Annotated in this window: 20 protein-coding genes, 1 tRNA gene and 1 pseudogene; 12 read left to right on the top strand and 10 right to left on the bottom strand. The window is 62.9% G+C overall.

Going from position 1 to position 18,449, the window contains the following annotated elements; all coding sequences use genetic code 11:
- Positions 1 to 128: 128 nt before the first annotated feature.
- The 3 genes from C6W55_RS15115 to C6W55_RS15105 all read right to left on the bottom strand — a co-directional run bounded on the left by C6W55_RS15115 (position 129) and on the right by C6W55_RS15105 (position 3,037).
- Positions 129 to 911, bottom strand: coding sequence for a DeoR/GlpR family DNA-binding transcription regulator (locus tag C6W55_RS15115; RefSeq protein ID WP_286893591.1), 783 nt, complete (start codon positions 909 to 911; stop codon positions 129 to 131).
- Positions 912 to 1,457: 546 nt separating this feature from the next.
- Entirely contained in the window at positions 1,458 to 2,372 is a 915-nt protein-coding gene (locus tag C6W55_RS15110; RefSeq protein WP_286893589.1) for an alpha/beta hydrolase, read from the bottom strand.
- A gap of 29 nt (positions 2,373 to 2,401) precedes the next feature.
- Entirely contained in the window at positions 2,402 to 3,037 is a 636-nt protein-coding gene (locus C6W55_RS15105) for a bifunctional 4-hydroxy-2-oxoglutarate aldolase/2-dehydro-3-deoxy-phosphogluconate aldolase (RefSeq protein ID WP_286893587.1), read from the bottom strand.
- 215 nt (positions 3,038 to 3,252) lie between these two features.
- On the opposite strand from C6W55_RS15105, the gene C6W55_RS15100 reads away from it, so the two are divergent.
- The gene (locus C6W55_RS15100; protein WP_286893585.1) at positions 3,253 to 3,819 is read left to right on the top strand and encodes a hypothetical protein; all 567 of its coding nucleotides are present in this window, start codon (positions 3,253 to 3,255) and stop codon (positions 3,817 to 3,819) included.
- A 67-nt stretch (positions 3,820 to 3,886) separates the two neighbouring features.
- Here the strand turns inward: C6W55_RS15100 and galU are convergent, their stop codons facing one another.
- Positions 3,887 to 4,771, bottom strand: a complete 885-nt coding sequence (gene galU, locus C6W55_RS15095) for a UTP--glucose-1-phosphate uridylyltransferase GalU (protein ID WP_286893583.1) — start codon at positions 4,769 to 4,771, stop codon at positions 3,887 to 3,889.
- 125 nt (positions 4,772 to 4,896) lie between these two features.
- On the opposite strand from galU, the gene C6W55_RS15090 reads away from it, so the two are divergent.
- Positions 4,897 to 5,298, top strand: coding sequence for a secondary thiamine-phosphate synthase enzyme YjbQ (locus C6W55_RS15090; protein ID WP_213484462.1), 402 nt, complete (start codon positions 4,897 to 4,899; stop codon positions 5,296 to 5,298).
- Between the two features lie 33 nt (positions 5,299 to 5,331).
- Here the strand turns inward: C6W55_RS15090 and C6W55_RS15085 are convergent, their stop codons facing one another.
- Positions 5,332 to 5,640 (bottom strand): hypothetical protein, encoded by a 309-nt coding sequence (locus C6W55_RS15085; RefSeq protein WP_286893580.1) that lies wholly within the window; start codon positions 5,638 to 5,640, stop codon positions 5,332 to 5,334.
- Positions 5,641 to 5,768: 128 nt separating this feature from the next.
- On the opposite strand from C6W55_RS15085, the gene C6W55_RS15080 reads away from it, so the two are divergent.
- Entirely contained in the window at positions 5,769 to 6,119 is a 351-nt protein-coding gene (locus C6W55_RS15080; protein WP_015256035.1) for a hypothetical protein, read from the top strand.
- Between the two features lie 61 nt (positions 6,120 to 6,180).
- Here the strand turns inward: C6W55_RS15080 and C6W55_RS15075 are convergent, their stop codons facing one another.
- Entirely contained in the window at positions 6,181 to 6,768 is a 588-nt protein-coding gene (locus C6W55_RS15075) for a guanylate kinase (protein WP_213484465.1), read from the bottom strand.
- A gap of 395 nt (positions 6,769 to 7,163) precedes the next feature.
- Between C6W55_RS15075 and C6W55_RS15070 the strand changes: the two genes are divergently transcribed.
- Entirely contained in the window at positions 7,164 to 7,646 is a 483-nt protein-coding gene (locus C6W55_RS15070) for a Dps family protein (protein ID WP_286893576.1), read from the top strand.
- A 68-nt stretch (positions 7,647 to 7,714) separates the two neighbouring features.
- On the opposite strand, the gene C6W55_RS15065 is transcribed toward C6W55_RS15070, so the two are convergent.
- The 3 genes from C6W55_RS15065 to C6W55_RS15055 form a co-directional block, all read right to left on the bottom strand.
- Positions 7,715 to 8,839 (bottom strand): PAS domain-containing sensor histidine kinase, encoded by a 1,125-nt coding sequence (locus C6W55_RS15065; RefSeq protein ID WP_286893574.1) that lies wholly within the window; start codon positions 8,837 to 8,839, stop codon positions 7,715 to 7,717.
- Positions 8,832 to 9,488, bottom strand: coding sequence for a response regulator transcription factor (locus C6W55_RS15060; RefSeq protein ID WP_015256039.1), 657 nt, complete (start codon positions 9,486 to 9,488; stop codon positions 8,832 to 8,834). Before C6W55_RS15060 ends, C6W55_RS15065 begins: the two co-directional genes overlap by 8 nt.
- Before the next feature lie 72 nt (positions 9,489 to 9,560).
- Positions 9,561 to 10,037: a GAF domain-containing protein gene (locus C6W55_RS15055; RefSeq protein WP_286893572.1), complete on the bottom strand. Its 477-nt coding sequence runs from the start codon at positions 10,035 to 10,037 to the stop codon at positions 9,561 to 9,563.
- A gap of 305 nt (positions 10,038 to 10,342) precedes the next feature.
- Between C6W55_RS15055 and C6W55_RS15050 the strand changes: the two genes are divergently transcribed.
- From C6W55_RS15050 to pflA, 3 genes are all read left to right on the top strand, one after another.
- On the top strand, positions 10,343 to 11,098 hold the full coding sequence (locus tag C6W55_RS15050) for a Crp/Fnr family transcriptional regulator (protein ID WP_213484469.1): 756 nt from the start codon (positions 10,343 to 10,345) through the stop codon (positions 11,096 to 11,098).
- A 179-nt stretch (positions 11,099 to 11,277) separates the two neighbouring features.
- Positions 11,278 to 13,545, top strand: a complete 2,268-nt coding sequence (gene pflB, locus C6W55_RS15045; RefSeq protein ID WP_286893570.1) for a formate C-acetyltransferase — start codon at positions 11,278 to 11,280, stop codon at positions 13,543 to 13,545.
- A 59-nt stretch (positions 13,546 to 13,604) separates the two neighbouring features.
- Positions 13,605 to 14,420 carry a pyruvate formate-lyase-activating protein gene (gene pflA / locus C6W55_RS15040; RefSeq protein ID WP_286893568.1) on the top strand — a complete coding sequence of 272 codons (816 nt, stop codon included), beginning with the start codon at positions 13,605 to 13,607 and terminating at the stop codon, positions 14,418 to 14,420.
- A gap of 151 nt (positions 14,421 to 14,571) precedes the next feature.
- Here pflA and C6W55_RS15035 read toward each other — a convergent pair whose 3' ends face one another.
- On the bottom strand, positions 14,572 to 15,510 hold the full coding sequence (locus C6W55_RS15035; RefSeq protein ID WP_286893566.1) for an aldo/keto reductase family protein: 939 nt from the start codon (positions 15,508 to 15,510) through the stop codon (positions 14,572 to 14,574).
- Positions 15,511 to 15,692: 182 nt separating this feature from the next.
- Between C6W55_RS15035 and C6W55_RS15030 the strand changes: the two genes are divergently transcribed.
- From C6W55_RS15030 to C6W55_RS15010, 5 genes and pseudogenes are all read left to right on the top strand, one after another.
- Positions 15,693 to 16,028 carry a winged helix-turn-helix transcriptional regulator gene (locus tag C6W55_RS15030; RefSeq protein ID WP_015256045.1) on the top strand — a complete coding sequence of 112 codons (336 nt, stop codon included), beginning with the start codon at positions 15,693 to 15,695 and terminating at the stop codon, positions 16,026 to 16,028.
- 36 nt (positions 16,029 to 16,064) lie between these two features.
- The gene (locus C6W55_RS15025) at positions 16,065 to 16,718 is read left to right on the top strand and encodes an NUDIX hydrolase (RefSeq protein ID WP_286893564.1); all 654 of its coding nucleotides are present in this window, start codon (positions 16,065 to 16,067) and stop codon (positions 16,716 to 16,718) included.
- A 46-nt stretch (positions 16,719 to 16,764) separates the two neighbouring features.
- Positions 16,765 to 17,487, top strand: a complete 723-nt coding sequence (locus tag C6W55_RS15020) for a hypothetical protein (protein ID WP_286893563.1) — start codon at positions 16,765 to 16,767, stop codon at positions 17,485 to 17,487.
- 192 nt (positions 17,488 to 17,679) lie between these two features.
- Positions 17,680 to 17,755 (top strand) — tRNA-Thr (locus C6W55_RS15015).
- 330 nt (positions 17,756 to 18,085) lie between these two features.
- Positions 18,086 to 18,449: pseudogene (locus C6W55_RS15010) on the top strand (IS4 family transposase); the annotation flags it as partial.

Below are 18,449 nucleotides of genomic sequence, written 5' to 3'. Positions count from 1 at the left end.
TCCATCCCCATTGTCCGTCCCGCCCGGTCCGAAAGTCAACGATTGAATGCGGGCGGCTGCGTTTACGTTCGCATTGTCGTTTTCCGTTGTTTGTTTGCGTTTGGCCCGCATTTCGCTGCGCCGAGCTGTCATTTTTCGCCGGCCGGCACATCCGCGACGATCACCCGGATCTTCCCGAGCGTCTTCAGCCACGCCGGATCCGCCCCCGCGTCGGTGATCAGCGTCCGGATGTCCTTCGCCTGGATGGACGTAACGATCGACCGCCGGCCCAGCTTCGTATGGTCGAGAAGCGCGACGACCTGCGACGCGTTGGCCGCCATCAGCTTCTTCAGCTCCGCTTCGTTCGGGCTGAAATCGGTCATGCCGGTCTCGACCGTGAACCCTTCGGACGACGTGAAGAACAGGTCGGCGTGGACTTCCTGCAGCAGCCCGCGCCCGAGCGTGCCCTCCACCGTGCGCGAACCGGGCCGCAGAATGCCGCCGATCAGAATGACGTTGTTGCGCGGATTGCGCCCGACCTCCTCGGCCGCAGCCAGCCCGTTCGTCACGACCGTCAGGTAGTCGTATTCCGACAGGCACCGCGCGAGCTCGAACACCGTCGAGCTGGCGTCCAGCAGGATGCACTGGCCGCTCCGCACCATTTCCGCCGCCCGCCGGCCGATCGCCCGCTTCTCCTGCCGGTTCAGCTCGCCGCGCGACGGCATGGCGTGCGCCGGCGGCTGATGGCCCGCCCTGACCGGCACCGCGCCGCCGTGCGTGCGCTCAAGCAGCCCTTCTTCCTCCAGCAGCCTGAGATCGGTGCGGATCGTTCCCTCCGAGACGTTCAGCTCCTTCGCCGCTTCCTTCACAATGATCTGCCGGTTCTGCGCCAGCCGCTTCAGCAGCCATTCTCTCCGCTGTGCCGCGAACATGCGAACTCCCACCTGCCTTGAAAAAATGAACCTTCCGCCGCGACTTCTTATTTTCCAGTATATCGACAAACGCGCGCATTCATCAACAAACAACAACATCCGCACGAAAACAAAACACCAGCCGCTATGCGATCCGCCAATTCGTCCCGGGCAGTCCGCGCAAACCAAAAGGATGCGCCGTCCTTCAGGATCAGCGCATCCGATGGCGATCGATATTCAAGGGCTTGCAAACAGCGTGCAGCCCGTTCTCGGGTTGACAGGGCAGGTGGCAGGCAGTATTCCGGCGGCGCGAACGTTTCCCCCTTGACGGAAGCATGGTAGAAGTCGCCGTTCCTTGCCGTGAAGACCCGTGCGAAGAAACTTCCGCCATCCCTGCCAAGCCAAACTTGTAATGAAATTGTAATATTTCTTTCAGATTCCGTTCATGTTGGGCGGGTATGATGTGAACATAACCCCCCATTTTCATATACCCTTTCCTTGAATCCCGCGGCGATGGAACCGGATCGTCCGCGGGACCTTTTTTTGTCCGTCAGCCGTCGATCCGTTTCAGCGCCGCGGACCGCCTCCGGCCAGATGCCGCTGCAGGAAAGGCAGCACGGCCTGCCAGAACGCGGGGTCCTGCTCCGAGCAACTGTGTCCCTGCGCGTCGACGAACCGGTGCTCGACCGGCGCCCTGGCGGTGACGCTGCGCAGCTCTTCCGCCGGAATGACCGGGTCGCCGGTGGAATGGATCATGAGCACCGGCTTTCCGCCTCCGCCGCGGACCGCTTCGGCGTTGGCCGCAACCCAGGCCGGCATGTCGATGCGCCGCACTTCCCTGTACGGGACGCCCGCCCGGAGCAGCCAGACGCGCAGGATGATCCGGGCCAGCGGAAACACCGGAAGATTTCTGCGCCTGAGCTCGGACCGGAGAATCGTCTCGATCGTGAGCGGCGCGTTGTCCGTGATGACGGCGCGCACCGGCAGCCCGCCGGCATAGGCGAGCAGGGCGCCGAGCCCGCCCATCGAATGGCCGAGCACCGCGATGCGCGAGGCGTCGACGCCGGGCAGCCGCGCCGCCGTCGCGACCGCCGCCTCGATGTCGGCCATGAACATGAGCCCGGTCGGCGCCTTGACCGCGCCGCTCTCGCCGTGGCTGCGCGCGTCGTACACGAAGACGGCGTATCCGGCTTCGACGAGCGGATGCGCGTAGCGCAGCACGCGCGACCGGTTCGAGCCCCAGCCGTGCGCGATGACGACGAGCGGCAGCGGCCCGCCGGAATCCGTGCCGGCCGCATCCGGCCGGATCAGCCAGCCGACCATCGGCACGCCTTCGCTCTCGAACCGGACCGTCTCATACGGCGCCCGCGGCAGCTCCCCGATCGGCCGCCGCTTCGGCTGCTGCGTCTTCGCGCCGAGCATCCATGCGCCGCCTCCCGCCGCCGCGATGGCAGCTGCCGCCCCGATGACCCAGCCGACCATGACCGTCTCCCCCTTCGCGTACGTCCGTTTTACGTCAGCGACCGGACAATTTCGACATAACGGCGGGCATTGTCCGTGAGCCGTTCGAAATCGCCCGCCTTGATCCACTCCCGGTTCAGCAGCCTGCTCCCGATCCCGACCGCGGCCGCTCCGGCCTCGAAATACGACCGGATTGTCGTCAGGTCGACGCCGCCCGTCGCGATCATCGGGATATGGTCAAGCGGCGCGCGGATTTCCGCAAGGTAACCCACGCCCAGCGACGCCATCGGGAACACCTTCACCGCCTCGGCGCCCGCCTTCCACGCACGCACGATCTCGGTCGGCGTCATGACCCCCGGCCAGACGGACAGCCCCCGCTCCGCGCCGAAGGCGATCACCTCTTCGTCCAGATTCGGCGAGATCAGATACATGGCACCGGCCGCCGCCGCTTCCTTCGCCATCTGCAGGTCGAGCACGGTGCCCGCTCCGATCGCCGCCCGCCCGTCAAACTTCTCCCGCCATCCGGCGATCGTCTTCAGCGCGCCCGGCGTGTTCATTGTCACTTCCACCAGCCGGATGCCGCCGCCCACCAGCGCTTCGGCCGCCCGATCGGCCGCCTCGCCTTCCAGTCCGCGGACGATCGCCACGATTCGCTCCTTCAGGAGCAGTTCCAATGTGCCGCTCACATTCGTTCCCCCTGTAACGACAAGGGCGGCATTCCGTCTGCCGCCTGTCAAACTTCGCTTCTTCCATTGTACGCCAACCGCCCGGACGCGCAAGAGCCGCGCATGAGCCGGCATATGCGCCTGCCCGCGGACGCGTGTGTCGACATACACCGGATGGGCATGTGCCGCATACGATATCCCGAAAGCCCAATCTTACACGAAGGAGCAATCGACAAATGGGAGTTCAGCATGCCAACCCACACGTAAGCGCCGGATGCGGCTGCGGTTCGCTGCGCGCTTTCCCGGCTCCTCCGGCTCCGGGGCAGCAAGGGCCCGGGCAGGCGCCCGGACAGCAAATCGGCCCCGGATTTGGTCCCGGCTTCGGTCCCGGCTTCGGTCCCGGTCCGTTTCCGCCGTTCCCCGGCCCGGGTCCGTTTCCGCCGTTCCCCGGCCCGGGTCCGTTTCCGCCATCCCCCGGACCAGGCCCGTTCCCGCCGTTCCCCGGCCCGGCTCGGTTCGTCACCGTATTCATCAACGGCGGCCGGCAATTCCCGTGGCTGACGCGGTCCTACAACATCCCGCACCGCTTCGGGCTGACGGTGCGCCAGGCGCTCACCTCGACGGGAGTGGTGCAGTTCGGCCTTGGCGGCCAGATCGTGTCGGTCGGCGGCGTCTTTACCGGACCCGGCAGCAACATCCGGACGACCGTCCGGCTGAACGGCCGTGTTATCCCGCCCGGTCTCCTGAACACACCGGTTCAGCCGGGCAGCTTCATCTCGCTGGAATTGAGCCGGTTCTTCTGACGCCTCGCGGCGGGCGGTTGCCGGCGGCTCAATCGGCCGCATGCCGGGCAATCGCCCCGCCGGCCGCTTACATAGATTCGTCCGCGCCGAGCCGCTGCCGCAAATACGCCCTGACCCGCTGCGCCAGATCCGGCCGATCGAGCGCCAGATCGACGGTCGCCTGCACGAAGCCGAATTTGTCGCCGATGTCGTACCGCCGGCCGCGGAACGGATAGGCGATCATCGGCGACTCCGCGTTCAACTGCTGCATGCTGTCCGTCAGCTGAATCTCGCCCCCGCGGCCGGGCGCGGCCTTCTCCAGATAGCGGAAGATGTCCTGCGTGAAAATATACCGCCCGACGACCGCCCAGTTGGAAGGCGCCTCGCCACGCGGCGGCTTCTCGACCAGACTGCGGATGCGATGGTCGCCGGATTCGGCATCGAAATCGGCGATGCCGTATTTCTCCGTCTCCTCCCACGGCACCTGCATGACGGCGACGACGGACGAGCCGGTCTGCTCGTACACGTCGATCATCGACCGGAGGCACGGCGGATCCGAGACGAGAATATCGTCGCCGAGCAGCACCGCGAACGGCTCGTTCTCGACGAAATGCCGCGCACTGAGGACGGCGTGCCCGAGCCCGAGCGGCTCCTTCTGCCGGATGTAATAGATCTCCGCCAGATTCGAAATGCCGCGGACGATGTCCAGCATTTCCCCGTCGCCCTTCGCCTCCAGCGCCATCTCCAGCTCGACCGATTTGTCGAAATGGTCCTCGATCGCCCGCTTGTTCCGGCCCGTGACGATCATGATGCTCTCGATGCCGGACTTCACCGCTTCTTCGACAATATACTGGATCGCCGGCTTGTCGATCAGCGGCAGCATTTCCTTCGGCTGCGCCTTCGTCGCCGGCAGGAATCGCGTGCCGAGTCCTCCCGCCGGAAGGACCGCCTTGCGGATGCGGGTTCTGGTCAACGGCGACCTCCCCTTTCCTTATGTATATGGATGACAAGCTCCCGCGGCTTGTCCCGCATTGACAACCGGCCGCCCGCCCGTGCACAATGAGGCTGACCCGACATTGCAGAAGGAGACGAAGCCCGATGCTCACGACCGAAACGCTCCACACGTCGAGACGCGACGAAATGATCGACATCACCCGTCAGGTCCAGGCCGCGGTCAAGCGTTCCGGCGTCACGGACGGCATCGCCGTCATCTACTCGCCCCATACGACGGCCGGCATCACCATTCAGGAGAACGCCGATCCCGACGTCCGGCACGACGTGCTGCTCCGCCTGGACGAAGTGTATCCCTGGCAGCATCCGGGCTACCGGCACATGGAGGGCAACACCGCCTCCCATCTGAAGACGATCACCGCCGGCGCTTCGCAGACCGTGATCATTTCCGGCGGGAGGCTGCTGCTCGGCCGGTGGCAGGGCATCTATTTCTGCGAATTCGACGGCCCCCGGACCCGCACGTACATGATCAAGATCATCGCGGGCTGAAGCCGGGCCGGCATGCGGCGCCGCGGCCGCGCGTCACCCGCCGATGGCGGGATCTCGCTTGCGGAACTGCTCGAGAATGGCCTTCAGCGCGGCGTCGTCGTGCTCCCGCTCTTCATTGCCGATCTTCACGATCCGGATCTCAAGCGGGTTTTCCCCTTCCCGGTAGAACACGAGATGCTCGCGGTCGCGGACCTTCACGTCGAATCCGCTCTGCCGGAGGAACCCCAGGATATCTTCCGGCGTCGGCGGCTTGCCGTCCGTGTACAGCGTTCCTTTCAGATTGCGTTCTTCCCCGGCCACGTTCAGATAATCAATGCGAAAAACGAACCGCCATTCCGCCACTTTCTGCGCCTCCCTGTTCATCATGCCCATGGTGTATAAATTGCCCCCGGTCCGCCATCCTAATCGCGGAGCAGCGTGCACGGACATCCTGCGCCCGGCTCCGATTCCGTTGACCAGGAGGTATCGCGATGTATCACAATGATGTCCCGAACGCTGCCCTGCAGATCCGGCATTGCGAGCAGCTGCTCTCGCAGCTGATTCAGCAGACGCAGCAATCGACGCAGAAGTACCAGCAGATGCTTCAGCAGGAGCAGCAGAACGTCGCCATGCTTGAACAGCTTGCGCAGCGGGAGCGTCAGGCGGTTCAGATTATCCAGACCGCGCTGCAAGGCCATCAGACGGCCCTGGAACAGCTGCAGCAGGCTTCGAGCCTCTGCCGCCAGCTGGAATATGCCGTGACGAACGCCGTCCCGGCGGCCGGCTTGTCCTATACGGCCGCGGGCGCGGGCAGCTATTTCCCTCAGCAGCAGGGATTCTGAAACAAGACCGCCGAACCGCTGGCACAGCGGACGGCGGTCTTCGCTTGTGAATCGGGAACGGTCAGTCTTTGTCCACCAGTCCCCGGTTCAAATACTTCTCGAGCGTATTGGTAATATCGAACACCGTATGTGCGAGATCGTAATTCTCGAAGGCATGCTCGCATTGCGATTGATATTCCATGTCGTATTCGTAGCGGCTCAGATGCTCCTGGATGACGTCGTCCGGCAATCCGAGCGCGCGCTGCCGTTCCTCCACCGTGCGGCGGTCAGCATAGATGAACAGCCGGATGCAGTGATCGCCGTACTTCTCTTTCAGAATGTCCGCACCTTCACGATTCAGAATCAGGTAGACCGATCCGCTCTTCTCGAACGCCCGGGCGACATCCTTGTCGCGAATCCCGTACTTGTTGCCCCTGAGCTCGATGCTTTCGAGGAATTCGCCGTCTTCTTCGAGCTGGTCGTACAGCGTCCGCGAGATAAAGTGATAGTCGACGCCGTCAACTTCGCCCGGGCGCGGCTTGCGGGTGGCGTACCCGGGCACCTTGCGGATGCCCAGCGTCTGCGCAACCGCGTCGGCGACAGTCTTCCGTCCCGATCCGTCCGGACCCGTGAAGACGAACATGTATTCCGAATCCTTCATGACATACATCCCGTTCTCCTCCTCCTTCATGAAAATGATGGCGGCAAACCGCAGCGAAAAGCGCACGATACGGACAAAACCCGGCACTGCAAGCGTTTGTGTTTCACTATTGTAACGAAAATCGGCTGTCACGGTCAATAATCAGCGACGCCCACGTCCCTGCCCGCGAATGCTCCCGATATCTTTCGATTTCTGGCTTTTTCAAACCGGGAGCCGACAGGGTTTGACAAGCGTCTTTTTCTTATTTATAATAATTCTAAATTAAAAATTGATACAAACTTTGTTGTCCGTCTCTGCAAACGGCATAATCCCGCGGAATTGGCGCAACCTAACGCGGGAACGAAGCACACGATGCCCGCCGCGGAACGCGCACGATTCCAGAACTGCGAAGGAGGAGATTCGACATGGCGTCCATTCATGAAATCCTTAACCGTCAAATCGCCAATTTCAGCGTGCTCTACGTCAAGCTTCACCATTATCATTGGTATGTGAAAGGCGCTTCATTCTACACGCTGCACGCAAAGTTTGAAGAACTGTACAATGAAGCGGCCGGATACGTCGACGAACTGGCCGAACGGCTGCTTGCGCTGGGAGGCCGGCCGGTCTCCCGCATGGCGGAATACCTGAAGCTGTCCGCCATTCGGGAAGCATCCGGCACCGAGGATGCGAACGCGATGGTGCTGACGATCGCGGAGGACTTCCGGATGATCTCCGCCGAGCTGGCCGATGGGATCCGCGCGGCGGAGCAGGAAGGCGACGCATCGACCGCCGATCTGCTCACCGGCATCCGGACAAGCCTGGACAAGCACGCCTGGATGCTGCGCGCCTTCGCCGGCCAGACCGGCGCTCCCGCCGCTGCTCCGGACGCCCGCGTCCGCACGGTCTGACGGCGGCTCGATGAATACGGCCTTCCCGACTCCAGGTGAAGCCGGGAAGGCCGTTTCTTTGCCGTGCGTCACCGCGGGGCGGCCGGTTCCTTCGGTACGATGAGCCGCACCTCGGTCCCCTTGTCCGGCGCGGACCGGATGACAAGCGATCCGCCGACGGCGCGCGCCCGCTCTTCCATCGAGAACAGGCCGACGCCGGTCCGGCTGACGGACGGATCGAAGCCCGCGCCTTCATCCCGCACGATCGTCTCGACCTTATCGTCCGTTTCCTTGATCGTCACTTCGCACTCGTCGACGTCGGCGTATTTTGCAATGTTCGTCAGCGCTTCTTGCACGACGCGGTAGATCGTCGTTTCCGCCGCGATGGCCGGCCGGCCGCGCAGCTCGATCGCGAGCCGCACGTCGATGCCGTAATGCGCCGAATAGTTCTCGACATAGGTGCGGACGGCCGGGCCGACGCCGAGATCGTCCAGCACCGACGGCCGAAGCTCCCGGGACATGCTGCGGATGTCTTCCATCACGTCCGCCACGTCCCGGCGCAGGCTGCGCAGCTCGGCCATCTCCGGGTGGTCGTCCAGCAGCCGGTCGATGCGGATGAGCAGCGAGAACAGGCTTTGGCCGACCCCGTCGTGCAGTTCGCGCGAGATCCGCTTCCGCTCTTCCTCCTGCACCTCGATGACGCGGGTCATCATCGTCTTCAGTTCCTGCTCCACCTGCTTCAGCTTCGTCACTTCGTTGCGGATGGACAGATACTGATACGGGCGCCCGTTTTCGTCCAGGAACGGCACGATCGTCGTGTTCACCCAGTAGTAGGTGCCGTCCTTCGCCCGGTTGCGGATGTCGCCGCGCCAGACTTCCCCCCGCGAGATCGTCCGCCACAGGTCGCGCATGAACGCCTTGTCATGATAGCCGGAATTGACGATCCGGTGATCCTGCCCGATCAGCTCCTCGCGGCTGTATTTGGAAATCTCGACGAACTTGTCGTTCACGTACTGGATGATGCCTTTCGCGTCCGTAATCGCCACGATCGACGATTCATCGAGGGCGAATTTCACGTCCGCGAGCTGCTTGAGCGCCGTCTTGAGCTGCCTGCGCAGTTCCTCGTCCGCGATGAGCGTCTCGATCTCGTGCAGCAGGCGCACGGCAGCCTCCGCTTCCTGCTTGCCCAGCTTTGCGCCGACGGCATTATTCAAAGTTCAACAATCCTTTCTTGACCGCGAATTTGATCAGCTCGGGCCGCGTCTTGAGCCCCAGCTTCTCCATCAGGTTCGCCTTGTGCGTCTCGACCGTCTTGACGCTGATGATCAGATTGTCGGCGATTTCCTTGTTCGAATACCCCCGCGCAATCCAGCCGAGAACCTCCTTCTCCCGCTCCGACAGCGTGTCGTAGGCGTCCGGCGGCTCGGCGCCCGACTTCAGCCGGTTCAAATATTCGCTCATCAGCCGCTTCGTCGCCGTCGGGTACAGATAGGCGTCCCCGGCCGCTACCGACCGGATGGCGGACACCAGCTCCTCGTGCGGAGCGTTCTTCAGAATGTAGCCCGACGCGCCGATCTGGATGGCCCGGAACAAATACTCGTCGTCGTCATGCATCGTCAGGATGAGAATGTTCGTCTCCGGCAGCCGCTGCTTGAGCTCCGCGGTCGCGGCCAGGCCGTCCATGCCGTGCGGCATGCTGACGTCCATCAGGACGACATCGGGCTTCAGCTCCAGCGCCATCCGGATCGCTTCGCCCCCTTCCGACGCCTCGCCGACCACTTCGATGCCGTGCCTGCCGTCGAGCAGCATGCGAAGTCCCGAGCGGACCACCGCATGATCGTCGCACAGGAGCAGCTTCACCATCTTACGATTCCTCCGTCTTCCGCGGATATTACCCGAATTGTAGCAGAAGGGACAAAAAAACCGCAATGACCGCTACCTTTTCGGCCAGCTTACCGCCTCCAGCGACAGCTCCCGCCACCATTCCTCCCGCGCGCCGAGCGCCTTGATGCCGCGCACCGCCCGGCCGATTTCCGCGTCGTCGTAATCCTTCGTCAGCCGCCTGCCGAGCAGCATGACGCCGGAGATGTCGCATCCGGTCCTGACGGGCAGAAATACGGCGGCGGCCAGGCCTTCGGCGAGCAGGATCGGGTCTTCGATCCGCGCCCGCTCCGAGCCGGGACGGCTCGGATCGAAGCAGACCGGCGTGCCGGAGCGGATCGCCAGGCCGAGCAGCCCGACGCTCGGCCGCTGCGTCATGTTCGGCGTCCGGCTGCTGACGCTGCCGACCACGACCCGCCATGTCACGCGCCGGCTGGCCGGGTCCAGCAGCCCGAGTCCGGCGAAATCGCTTTCGGTCTCGCGGCGCAGCTTCTTCACTTCGCGCAAAATCGCTTCCTTGGCGTTCTCCATTTTCCTCCCACCTTCCTGCCGCATGCCGGTCCGATCTTGGGTGTGGTCTCTATGCTGTCAGTTCACTGATGAAATCCGCAAATCCAAACCGCACTCGGGGAATTCCCTGATGCCACTCTCGGGGCGCTCTCCCCGAACTGCGCCGATACAGCCAGCATACGCGATTTTGCGGCCCGAGTCTGTGATTTTCATCATCATCCAAATCCGGTTTGTCTGCGCCGAAATTCCGTCGATTCCCCGATTACGCCCGCCCCGAAAACCTTGTATGCTTGGGATAAGCAGGATGCATGAGGAGGCGAACCGACATGACGAACAGACAGATGACCGCATCCGCTCCATTGGGACAAAGCGCCGTCTGCAGGCGGGAGCAGGGAGACAGCCCGTTTACGGAACGCCAATTCAAAGAACTGGAATCGATCATGCACATCCGGCGCTACGAAGCGGGCGCCTACCTGTTCTGGGAAGGAGAACCCGCCGAAGCCGTCTATTACATCCGCAAAGGCCACGTCAAGCTGCGCCGCACGACCGACGACGGCCGCGACCTTTTGCTGTCGATTCTGAAGCCGGGCGATTTCCTCGTCGATTTCGATGCCTGGGATCCGAATCACCGCAACAGCGGCCAGGCGATGGACGATGTCGAAGCCGGCATCATTCCGCTGCCGGACCTGGAACTGCTGCTCGGCAAAGACGGCGAGCTGGCGTTCCGGTTCGCGATGTGGATGAGCATGCTGCGCCGCAGGAGCGAATCGAAGCTGTGCGATCTCATCATGCTCGGCAAGCCGGGAGCCCTCGCCTCGACGCTGATCCGCCTGACGAACAGCTTCGGCGTCGCGCAGCCGGACGGCATCCTCATCCGGCTGAAGCTGACAAACACGGAGCTGGCCGAACTGGTCGGGACGACACGCGAGAGCATCAACCGGATGCTGAACACGCTGAAGAACGAAGGCGTCATCGACATGGCGCCCGGCGGCAGGCTGCGCGTGCTGCAGCTCGACAAGCTGCGGCAGATGGCCGGCTGTCCCGAATGTCCGGCTTGCCCGAAGGAGATTTGCAGCATCTGAGGCCGATGCGCCGGCAAGACCGCACCGGACAAAAGCGTAAAAAACAAGGATATAAAACATCGATGTTTGTGATTAAATTCACATACTTCCCGTCCAAAGGCTGGTACCATTTCAGATGAAAGCAGCGTGCCGCTGTCCGCGGCCCCTGCACGAAGCGTTAGAGGGAGGGAGCAGGTGTCATGACCACTGCTGTGAAACAACCCCGAACCGAAGGCGTACCGGACTGCTGGCGCGGTTTTCAATCCGGCCGGTGGATGGAAGAAATCGACGTGCGCGACTTCATTCTGCGCAACGTGACCCCCTACGAAGGAGACGAGCGGTTCCTCGCGGGGCCGACCGAAGCGACGACCCGGCTGTGGGAGATTGTCAGCCGGCTCTCCCGGGAAGAGCGGGAACGCGGCGGCGTCTGGGACGTCGACGTGAACACCCCGTCCGCCATCACCTCGCACGGACCGGGCTACCTCGACCGCAAGCTCGAGAAAATCGTCGGCGTGCAGACGGACGCTCCGTTCCGGCGGGCGATCATGCCGTTCGGCGGCATCCGCATGGTGCAGGATGCATGCAAGGCCTACGGCTATGAACTGCCGCAGGAGATCGTCCGGCTGTTCACGGAAATCCGCAAGACGCACAACCAGGGCGTATTCGACGCCTACACGCCGGAGATGCGCGCGGCGCGCAAAGCGGGCATCATCACCGGCCTGCCGGACGCCTACGGCCGCGGCCGCATCATCGGCGACTACCGGCGCGTGCCGCTGTACGGCGTCGACCGGCTGATCGAGGCGAAGAAAGCCGACCTCGCAACCATGGAGAAGGGGCCGATGACGGAGGAGGTCATCCGCGCCCGCGAGGAGCACGCCGAACAGATCCGTGCGCTCGAAGAACTGAAGCGGATGGCGCTGTCGTACGGCTTCGACATTTCGCGGCCCGCAGCGAACGCCCGCGAAGCGGTGCAATGGCTGTACTTCGCCTATCTCGGCGCGATCAAGGAGCAGAACGGCGCCGCCATGAGCCTCGGCCGCGTCTCGACGTTCCTCGATATCTACTTCGAGCGCGACTTCGCCGAGGGGACGCTGACCGAGACCGAGGCGCAGGAGCTGATGGACCATTTCGTCATGAAGCTTAGGATCGTGAAGTTCCTGCGCACGCCGGAGTACAACGAGCTGTTCAGCGGCGACCCGACCTGGGTGACCGAGTCGATCGGCGGCATGGCCGAAGACGGCCGCACGCTCGTGACGAAGAACAGCTTCCGGATTCTGCACACACTGTACAACCTCGGCCCCGCGCCCGAACCGAACCTGACCGTGCTCTGGTCGACGCGGCTGCCGCAGGCGTTCAAGAACTACTGCGCGAAGGTGTCGATCGAGACGAGCTCGGTGCAGTACGAGAACGACGATCTGATGCGCCCGATCTACGGCGACGACTACGGCATCGCCTGCTGCGTGTCGGCCATGCGGATCGGCAAGCAGATGCAGTTCTTCGGCGCCCGGGCGAACCTGGCGAAGGCGCTGCTCTACGCGATCAACGGCGGCGTCGACGAGAAGCTCGGCATCCAGGTCGGCCCGAAGGAAGCGCCGATCACGGCGGACACGCTGGACTATGACGAAGTCCGCGAGCGCTACGACCGCGTGCTCGAATGGCTTGCCGAGCTCTACATGAACACGCTGAACGTCATCCACTACATGCACGACAAATATTGCTACGAGCGGCTCGAGTTCGCGCTGCACGACCGCGACATCATCCGCACGATGGCCTGCGGCATCGCGGGATTGTCGGTCGTCGCCGACAGCCTGAGCGCGATCAAGCACGCCAAGGTGTACCCGATCCGCAACGAACAAGGGATCGCGATTGACTTCCGCATCGAGGGCGATTACCCGCAATACGGCAACAACGACCCGCGGGTCGACGACCTGGCGGTGGAGATCGTCACGTCGTTCATGGCGAAGCTGCGCAAGCACAAAGCCTACCGCGGCGCGATTCCGACGCAGTCGGTGCTGACGATCACGTCGAACGTCGTCTACGGCAAGAAGACCGGCTCGACGCCCGACGGACGCCGGGCGGGCGAACCGTTCGCGCCGGGCGCGAACCCGATGCACGGCCGCGACCGGAAGGGCGCGCTGGCGTCGCTCGCAAGCGTGGCGAAGCTGCCCTACACCGAATCGCTGGACGGCATTTCGAACACGTTCTCGATCGTCGGGAAGGCGCTCGGCCGCGACCTGAACAGCCGGATCGCCAACCTCGCCTCGCTGCTGGACGGCTACATGACGCAGGGCGGCCATCACCTGAACGTGAACGTGTTCGACCGGTCGACGCTGCTCGACGCGATGGAGCATCCCGAAAAATATCCGCAGCTCACCGTGCGCGTCTCGGGCTACGCCGTCAACTTCATCAAGCTGACGCGCGAACAGCAGCTCGAGGTGATCAGCCGGACGTTCCACGAATCGATGTAGCGGGACGGTATGGGCTTCGGCGGACGAAGGCCGGCACGATCGAATGGAGGGGAACAAACATGCGGCACCACGACAGACTCGACACCGCGGCAACCGGACGCGTTCATTCGATCGAGACCTTCGGCACGATGGACGGACCGGGCATCCGGTTCGTCCTCTTCCTTCAAGGCTGCGCGCTGCGCTGCCGGTACTGCCACAACCCCGACACCTGGGACACGTCCGCCGGCCGTGAAATGGATGTCGAAGCCGTGCTCGCCGAGATCGAGCCCTACCTGGACTACTACCGGCAGTCGGGCGGCGGCATCACGATATCGGGCGGCGAGCCGACGCTGCAGGCGCCGTTCGTCGCCGCGCTGCTGCGCGCAGCGAAGCACAGGTACGGCCTGCACACCGCCATCGACAGCTCCGGTTTCTGCGAGCCGGCGCACGCCGAAGCCTGCGGCCTGCTGGACGCGGCCGACCTCGTGCTGCTCGACCTGAAAATGATGGATGCCGCGCGGCACGAAGATCTGACGACGCAGCCGAACGAACGCATTCTCCGGTTCGCCCGCCACCTGTCCGACACCGGCCGGCGGATGTGGATCCGCCACGTGCTCATTCCCGGCGTCACCGACCGCCGTGAGGACCTGCTGGCGCTCGGCCGCTTCATCGGCACGCTGCGCGGCGTCGACAAGCTCGAACTGCTGCCTTACCACCGGATGGGCGTGTACAAATGGCAGCAGCTCGGCATCCCGTACACGCTCGAAGGCGTGCAGGAGCCGACGCAGCGGGAGATCGAGCGGGCGAAGCGGATCATCGAGGAAGGCCGGCAGGAGGCGTCTCGGACCGGATGCACCGCTTCGTCCGGCCCTCGCATCCCCCAATATGGCGCGTAGTGCAAAAATGCACCTCATCACCCCGGATCAGATGGATAAGCCGCCATATAGCGCAAATCTGCACCTGATCCGCTCCCTTGCACAACGAAGGCCGATGCGCCCCCGCGGACTGCCCCGCGTACGCATCGGCCTTCTCTTTATCCTGCAATTCTTACTTCAAAATCTCCTCGATCCGCTCCAGCACGTCGGCGGAAAGCTCGATGCCGGATGCCTTCGCGTTCTCCTCGACCTGCTCCGGACGGCTTGCGCCGACCAGGGCGCTCGCCACGTTCGGCTGGCGGAGAATCCACGCCAGCGCGAGCTGGCCGACCGTGATGCCGAGCTCGGCCGCCACTTCCGACAGCTTGCGGACCTTCGCGATCTTCTCCTCGGTGATCCCTTTCTTCACCCAGTCCAGCCGTGCCGCGCGGCTGTCCGCCGGGATGCTGTCCACCGACGTATATTTGCCCGTCAGCAGCCCCTGCGCCAGCGGCGAGAACACGACTTGTCCGATGCCGCAGCGTTCGCCGAGCGGAATGATCTCCGGCTCGATGTAACGGTTGAACATGTTGTACACCGGCTGGTTGACGACGATCCGGTCGAGCAGATACTTGTCGGCGATGGCCAGCGCTTCCGCCATTTGCGCCGCCGTCCACTCGCTGACGCCGACATAGAGCACCTTGCCCTGGCGCACGAGGTCGTCCATCGCGCGCAGCGTCTCGTCGAGCGGCGTCTCGGGATCATGGCGATGGCAATAGTAAATATCGACATAATCAGCCCCCAGCCGCTTCAGGCTCGCGTGCGCCTGCTCCATGATGTGCTTCCGCGACAGCCCGCGGTCGTTCGGCCCGTCGCCCATCGGCCAGAACACCTTCGTCGCCAGCACGTACGACTCGCGCGGATACTCGCGCAGCACGGCGCCCATCAGTTCCTCCGCCGCGCCCCGCTCATACACGTTCGCGGTGTCGAAGAAGTTGATGCCGAGATCATATGCCTTCCGTATCGATTGGACCGCGTTTTCCCGTTCGACGTATCCGCCGTAGGTCAGCCAGCTGCCCAGACTGATTTCGCTTACCTTGAGGCCCGTCCGTCCCAGTCTCCGGTATTTCATGCCGCATCTCCTCCTGGTATTCCGTCTCGGGCGGCGGCACCAGCACCGCCGTCCCCTTCCCATTCTAGAACAGTTCATATATCATGGTAAGAAGTGAAATGTTTTTCATTATATTATACGCACGATATCTACTATACGCGTTATAGCGTCCATTCATATCCCGGGTGAGGTGAGCCTACGTCATGCAGAGCAGCCGGAACTATGTACCGAAAAATCCCGTCCACATCGAATGCAACATCGAGAAAACATTGGAAGTGCTCGGCGGCAAATGGGCCTTCCTCGTCCTGCGCGAACTGTTCGGCGGGAAGAAGCGGTTCGGCGAGCTGCAGCGCGCCATCCCCCACGTCAGCCCGCGCGCGCTGACCAGCACCCTCCGCCATCTCGAGGCGAAGGGCGTCCTTGAGCGCCATGTCTATCCGACGGTGCCCGTCACGGTCGAGTACAAGCTGACGCCCAAGGGCGAAGACTTGCATCCGATCATCAAGCAGATGAAACTGTGGGCGGCCAAGTGGACTTGAGCGAAACACAAACGATCATGATCGGGGGCCGCAACCTTGAGCGACGAAGAATGGTTTGACATTTTCGACGAAGCGATGCGTCCGATCGGCACCGCCGCGCGCAGCGAAGTGCATGCGCGGGGCCATTGGCACCGCTCGTTTCACTGCTGGCTGGCCAGGCCCGCGGACGGCGGGCTGATGGTCCGCTTCCAGCGGCGAGCGTCCGGGAAGGACACCTTCCCGGATTGCTTCGACATCACCGTCGCCGGCCATCTGGCCGCCGGAGAAACGCATCGCGACGCCGCGCGCGAAATTCGCGAGGAGATCGGCCTTGACATCCCGTTCGAGAAGCTGACGTTCCTGTTCGAGCACCGGTCGGTGCGCGAAGGCATAGCCCGCGGCGTCCCGTTCATCGACCGCGAGATCAGCCGCGTCTACGGCGCGCTGTCCGACGCACCCCTCGATTCGTTTCGTCTGCAGATCGAAGAGACGGCCGGCATCTATGAAGCGGACGCCGACAGTCTGATCGCGCTGTTCGAAGGGAGGCTCCCCGAACTGACAGCCGAAGGCCGCGTGCCCGGCGCAGGCGGCCGGGAGCTGCGCCCGGCCGTCGAACGCGTGACGCCGGACCTTTTCGTCCCCCGCGAACCGTCTTACTATCTCGACGTGTTCCGCCGCCTGCAGCGTTTATCCGCACCGGATCGTTCCTGATCCCGTGCGCGGCCTCCCAGGCCCAGTACCAGTTGTCGATCATGCCGTGGATCTGGTAGAACACCGTGCTCCGCGGCGCGACGTCGAGATCGTTCAGATCGGGCTCCCCGTAGAGCAGCGCCGACTGTTGATGGATGCAATTGTGCAGCGTCTCGATGAACAGGCCGAGTTCGTCGGCCGTCGCGAACGACCAGGGCATCCGGAGGATGCGCGCCTCCGCCGCACGGTCATAACAAGCCGATGCGCGAATCGGCTCGGGCGGAACGCTCCACGGCTGCACGAGCCGCTCGTCCAGCCCCTGCCGCCGGTACCAGTCCAGCGCGCGCCGGATGAACTGACGATGAAATTCAAGGAAATCGGCTCCGAACCCCGGCGGCGGATTCGCCGGATCGACGGACATCCGCGCATGATGCCACGCCCGATGCTCCGCGAGCAGCTGGAGCGGGAAATTCGGAATGATCGGCATGGTGCGGCCTCCCCCTTGCAGTTGGCGTATTCGCATGGTTTGATGCATTATACGCCCGCAATCCGCATCCGGAACCCGGAGCCTCACCGGTTTTCCGCAACGTTCAAGAACAGTCGCCCCGATAAAAAAACCCGGCCAACGCCGGGTTTTGCCGTTCAACCGAGCCAATATCTGACCAGCAGCCACACCGCCATCCAGACCGGCACGGACAACAGCGCGCCGATCGCCAGTCCCGTCAGCACATTTCCGTCCGGGTCATCCCGCTTCACTGCCAGACCACTCCTTCGCCGCTTGCCTTATTGACATCCTATCCCCGCAGGCCGGACAATATACGGCAATATACGGTGAATCGTCAACACTCGCACTTGCTTGCGCAGCCGCAGCCTCGGGTTTTCCGGCCGTCCGCCCGGATGCAAAAAAATTTTCGCCGGAGAGTTGACACGCGGGTCGAACCCTGATATTCTATAAGAGTCGCCTGAAGCAAAGGCGGTACACGCTGAAGTAGCTCAGCTGGTAGAGCAGCGCATTCGTAATGCGCGGGTCGGGGGTTCGAGTCCCTTCTTCAGCACCATTCAGAAACGCCGAGCGGCGCGGATTCCGGACAACCGGAACTGCGCCGCTTTTTTCGTGCGCGTATTCTCCGCGATGCACGCAGCTTCCCTTGCAGTTAAAATTTTTTAAGGTTTGGACAGGCCCTTCATCCGTTTGCCGTTCCCGGCCTGTTACAATATACTTGTCTTATCAACTCAACTTTCGCACCTAGAAAATCAATGTAAAACCAATTGTGGAGCGGGCTTAGGGTCTGTTGAATAGCCAGCTTGCCAAAATAGAAAAACACCGCTTCGTTTGGTAAAGTGAGAGTGACGACTTCCACTACCAGACAGAAGAGGTGTCTTCCATCATGATAGACCATCAGCCCGACCTGAATCAACTGCCAAACGAATTAAAGCCTGCTTTTCAAGAACTGAAAGTGCTGAAACATCTTCAGCAAGCCGGGTTCCGTAAGCGATTCGGCTTTAGCTGTGCGCGGCTGTTCCAACTCGTCTTCGTTCTGCTGTTTCACCAGAAGAATTGGTTCCGACTGCTCGAGAGCAGCAAGGGCGACGCATTTCCCGGCAAGGATGCCGTCTATCGTTTCCTCAACCATGCAGGCTTTGCCTGGCGTCGTTTTCTGACGTCGCTCAGCGTCGCGACGGTGCAGAAGGTGAACGTGCTTACGTCGTCCAATCGGGACACCGTCTTCATCGTCGACGACTCCATGTTCG

Origin of the sequence: Thermobacillus sp., from assembly GCF_003390775.1 — a bacterium.
Lineage (GTDB): Bacteria > Bacillota > Bacilli > Paenibacillales > Paenibacillaceae > Thermobacillus > Thermobacillus xylanilyticus.
The sequence above is the reverse complement of the archived record's forward strand: the minus strand, read 5'-3'. Positions and strand labels throughout refer to the sequence as shown.

Coding starts and splice junctions, on each gene's coding strand:
- pflA (WP_286893568.1), top strand. CDS start 13,605: ATGCGGCACCACGACAGACTCGACACCGCGGCAACCGGACGCGTTCAT.
- C6W55_RS15060 (WP_015256039.1), bottom strand. CDS start 9,488: ATGGTGAAGCTGCTCCTGTGCGACGATCATGCGGTGGTCCGCTCGGGA.
- C6W55_RS15080 (WP_015256035.1), top strand. CDS start 5,769: ATGTATCACAATGATGTCCCGAACGCTGCCCTGCAGATCCGGCATTGC.
- C6W55_RS15070 (WP_286893576.1), top strand. CDS start 7,164: ATGGCGTCCATTCATGAAATCCTTAACCGTCAAATCGCCAATTTCAGC.
- C6W55_RS15030 (WP_015256045.1), top strand. CDS start 15,693: ATGCAGAGCAGCCGGAACTATGTACCGAAAAATCCCGTCCACATCGAA.
- C6W55_RS15090 (WP_213484462.1), top strand. CDS start 4,897: ATGCTCACGACCGAAACGCTCCACACGTCGAGACGCGACGAAATGATC.
- C6W55_RS15100 (WP_286893585.1), top strand. CDS start 3,253: ATGGGAGTTCAGCATGCCAACCCACACGTAAGCGCCGGATGCGGCTGC.
- pflB (WP_286893570.1), top strand. CDS start 11,278: ATGACCACTGCTGTGAAACAACCCCGAACCGAAGGCGTACCGGACTGC.
- C6W55_RS15035 (WP_286893566.1), bottom strand. CDS start 15,510: ATGAAATACCGGAGACTGGGACGGACGGGCCTCAAGGTAAGCGAAATC.
- C6W55_RS15055 (WP_286893572.1), bottom strand. CDS start 10,037: ATGGAGAACGCCAAGGAAGCGATTTTGCGCGAAGTGAAGAAGCTGCGC.
- C6W55_RS15110 (WP_286893589.1), bottom strand. CDS start 2,372: ATGGTCGGCTGGGTCATCGGGGCGGCAGCTGCCATCGCGGCGGCGGGA.
- C6W55_RS15115 (WP_286893591.1), bottom strand. CDS start 911: ATGTTCGCGGCACAGCGGAGAGAATGGCTGCTGAAGCGGCTGGCGCAG.
- C6W55_RS15075 (WP_213484465.1), bottom strand. CDS start 6,768: ATGTATGTCATGAAGGATTCGGAATACATGTTCGTCTTCACGGGTCCG.
- C6W55_RS15050 (WP_213484469.1), top strand. CDS start 10,343: ATGACGAACAGACAGATGACCGCATCCGCTCCATTGGGACAAAGCGCC.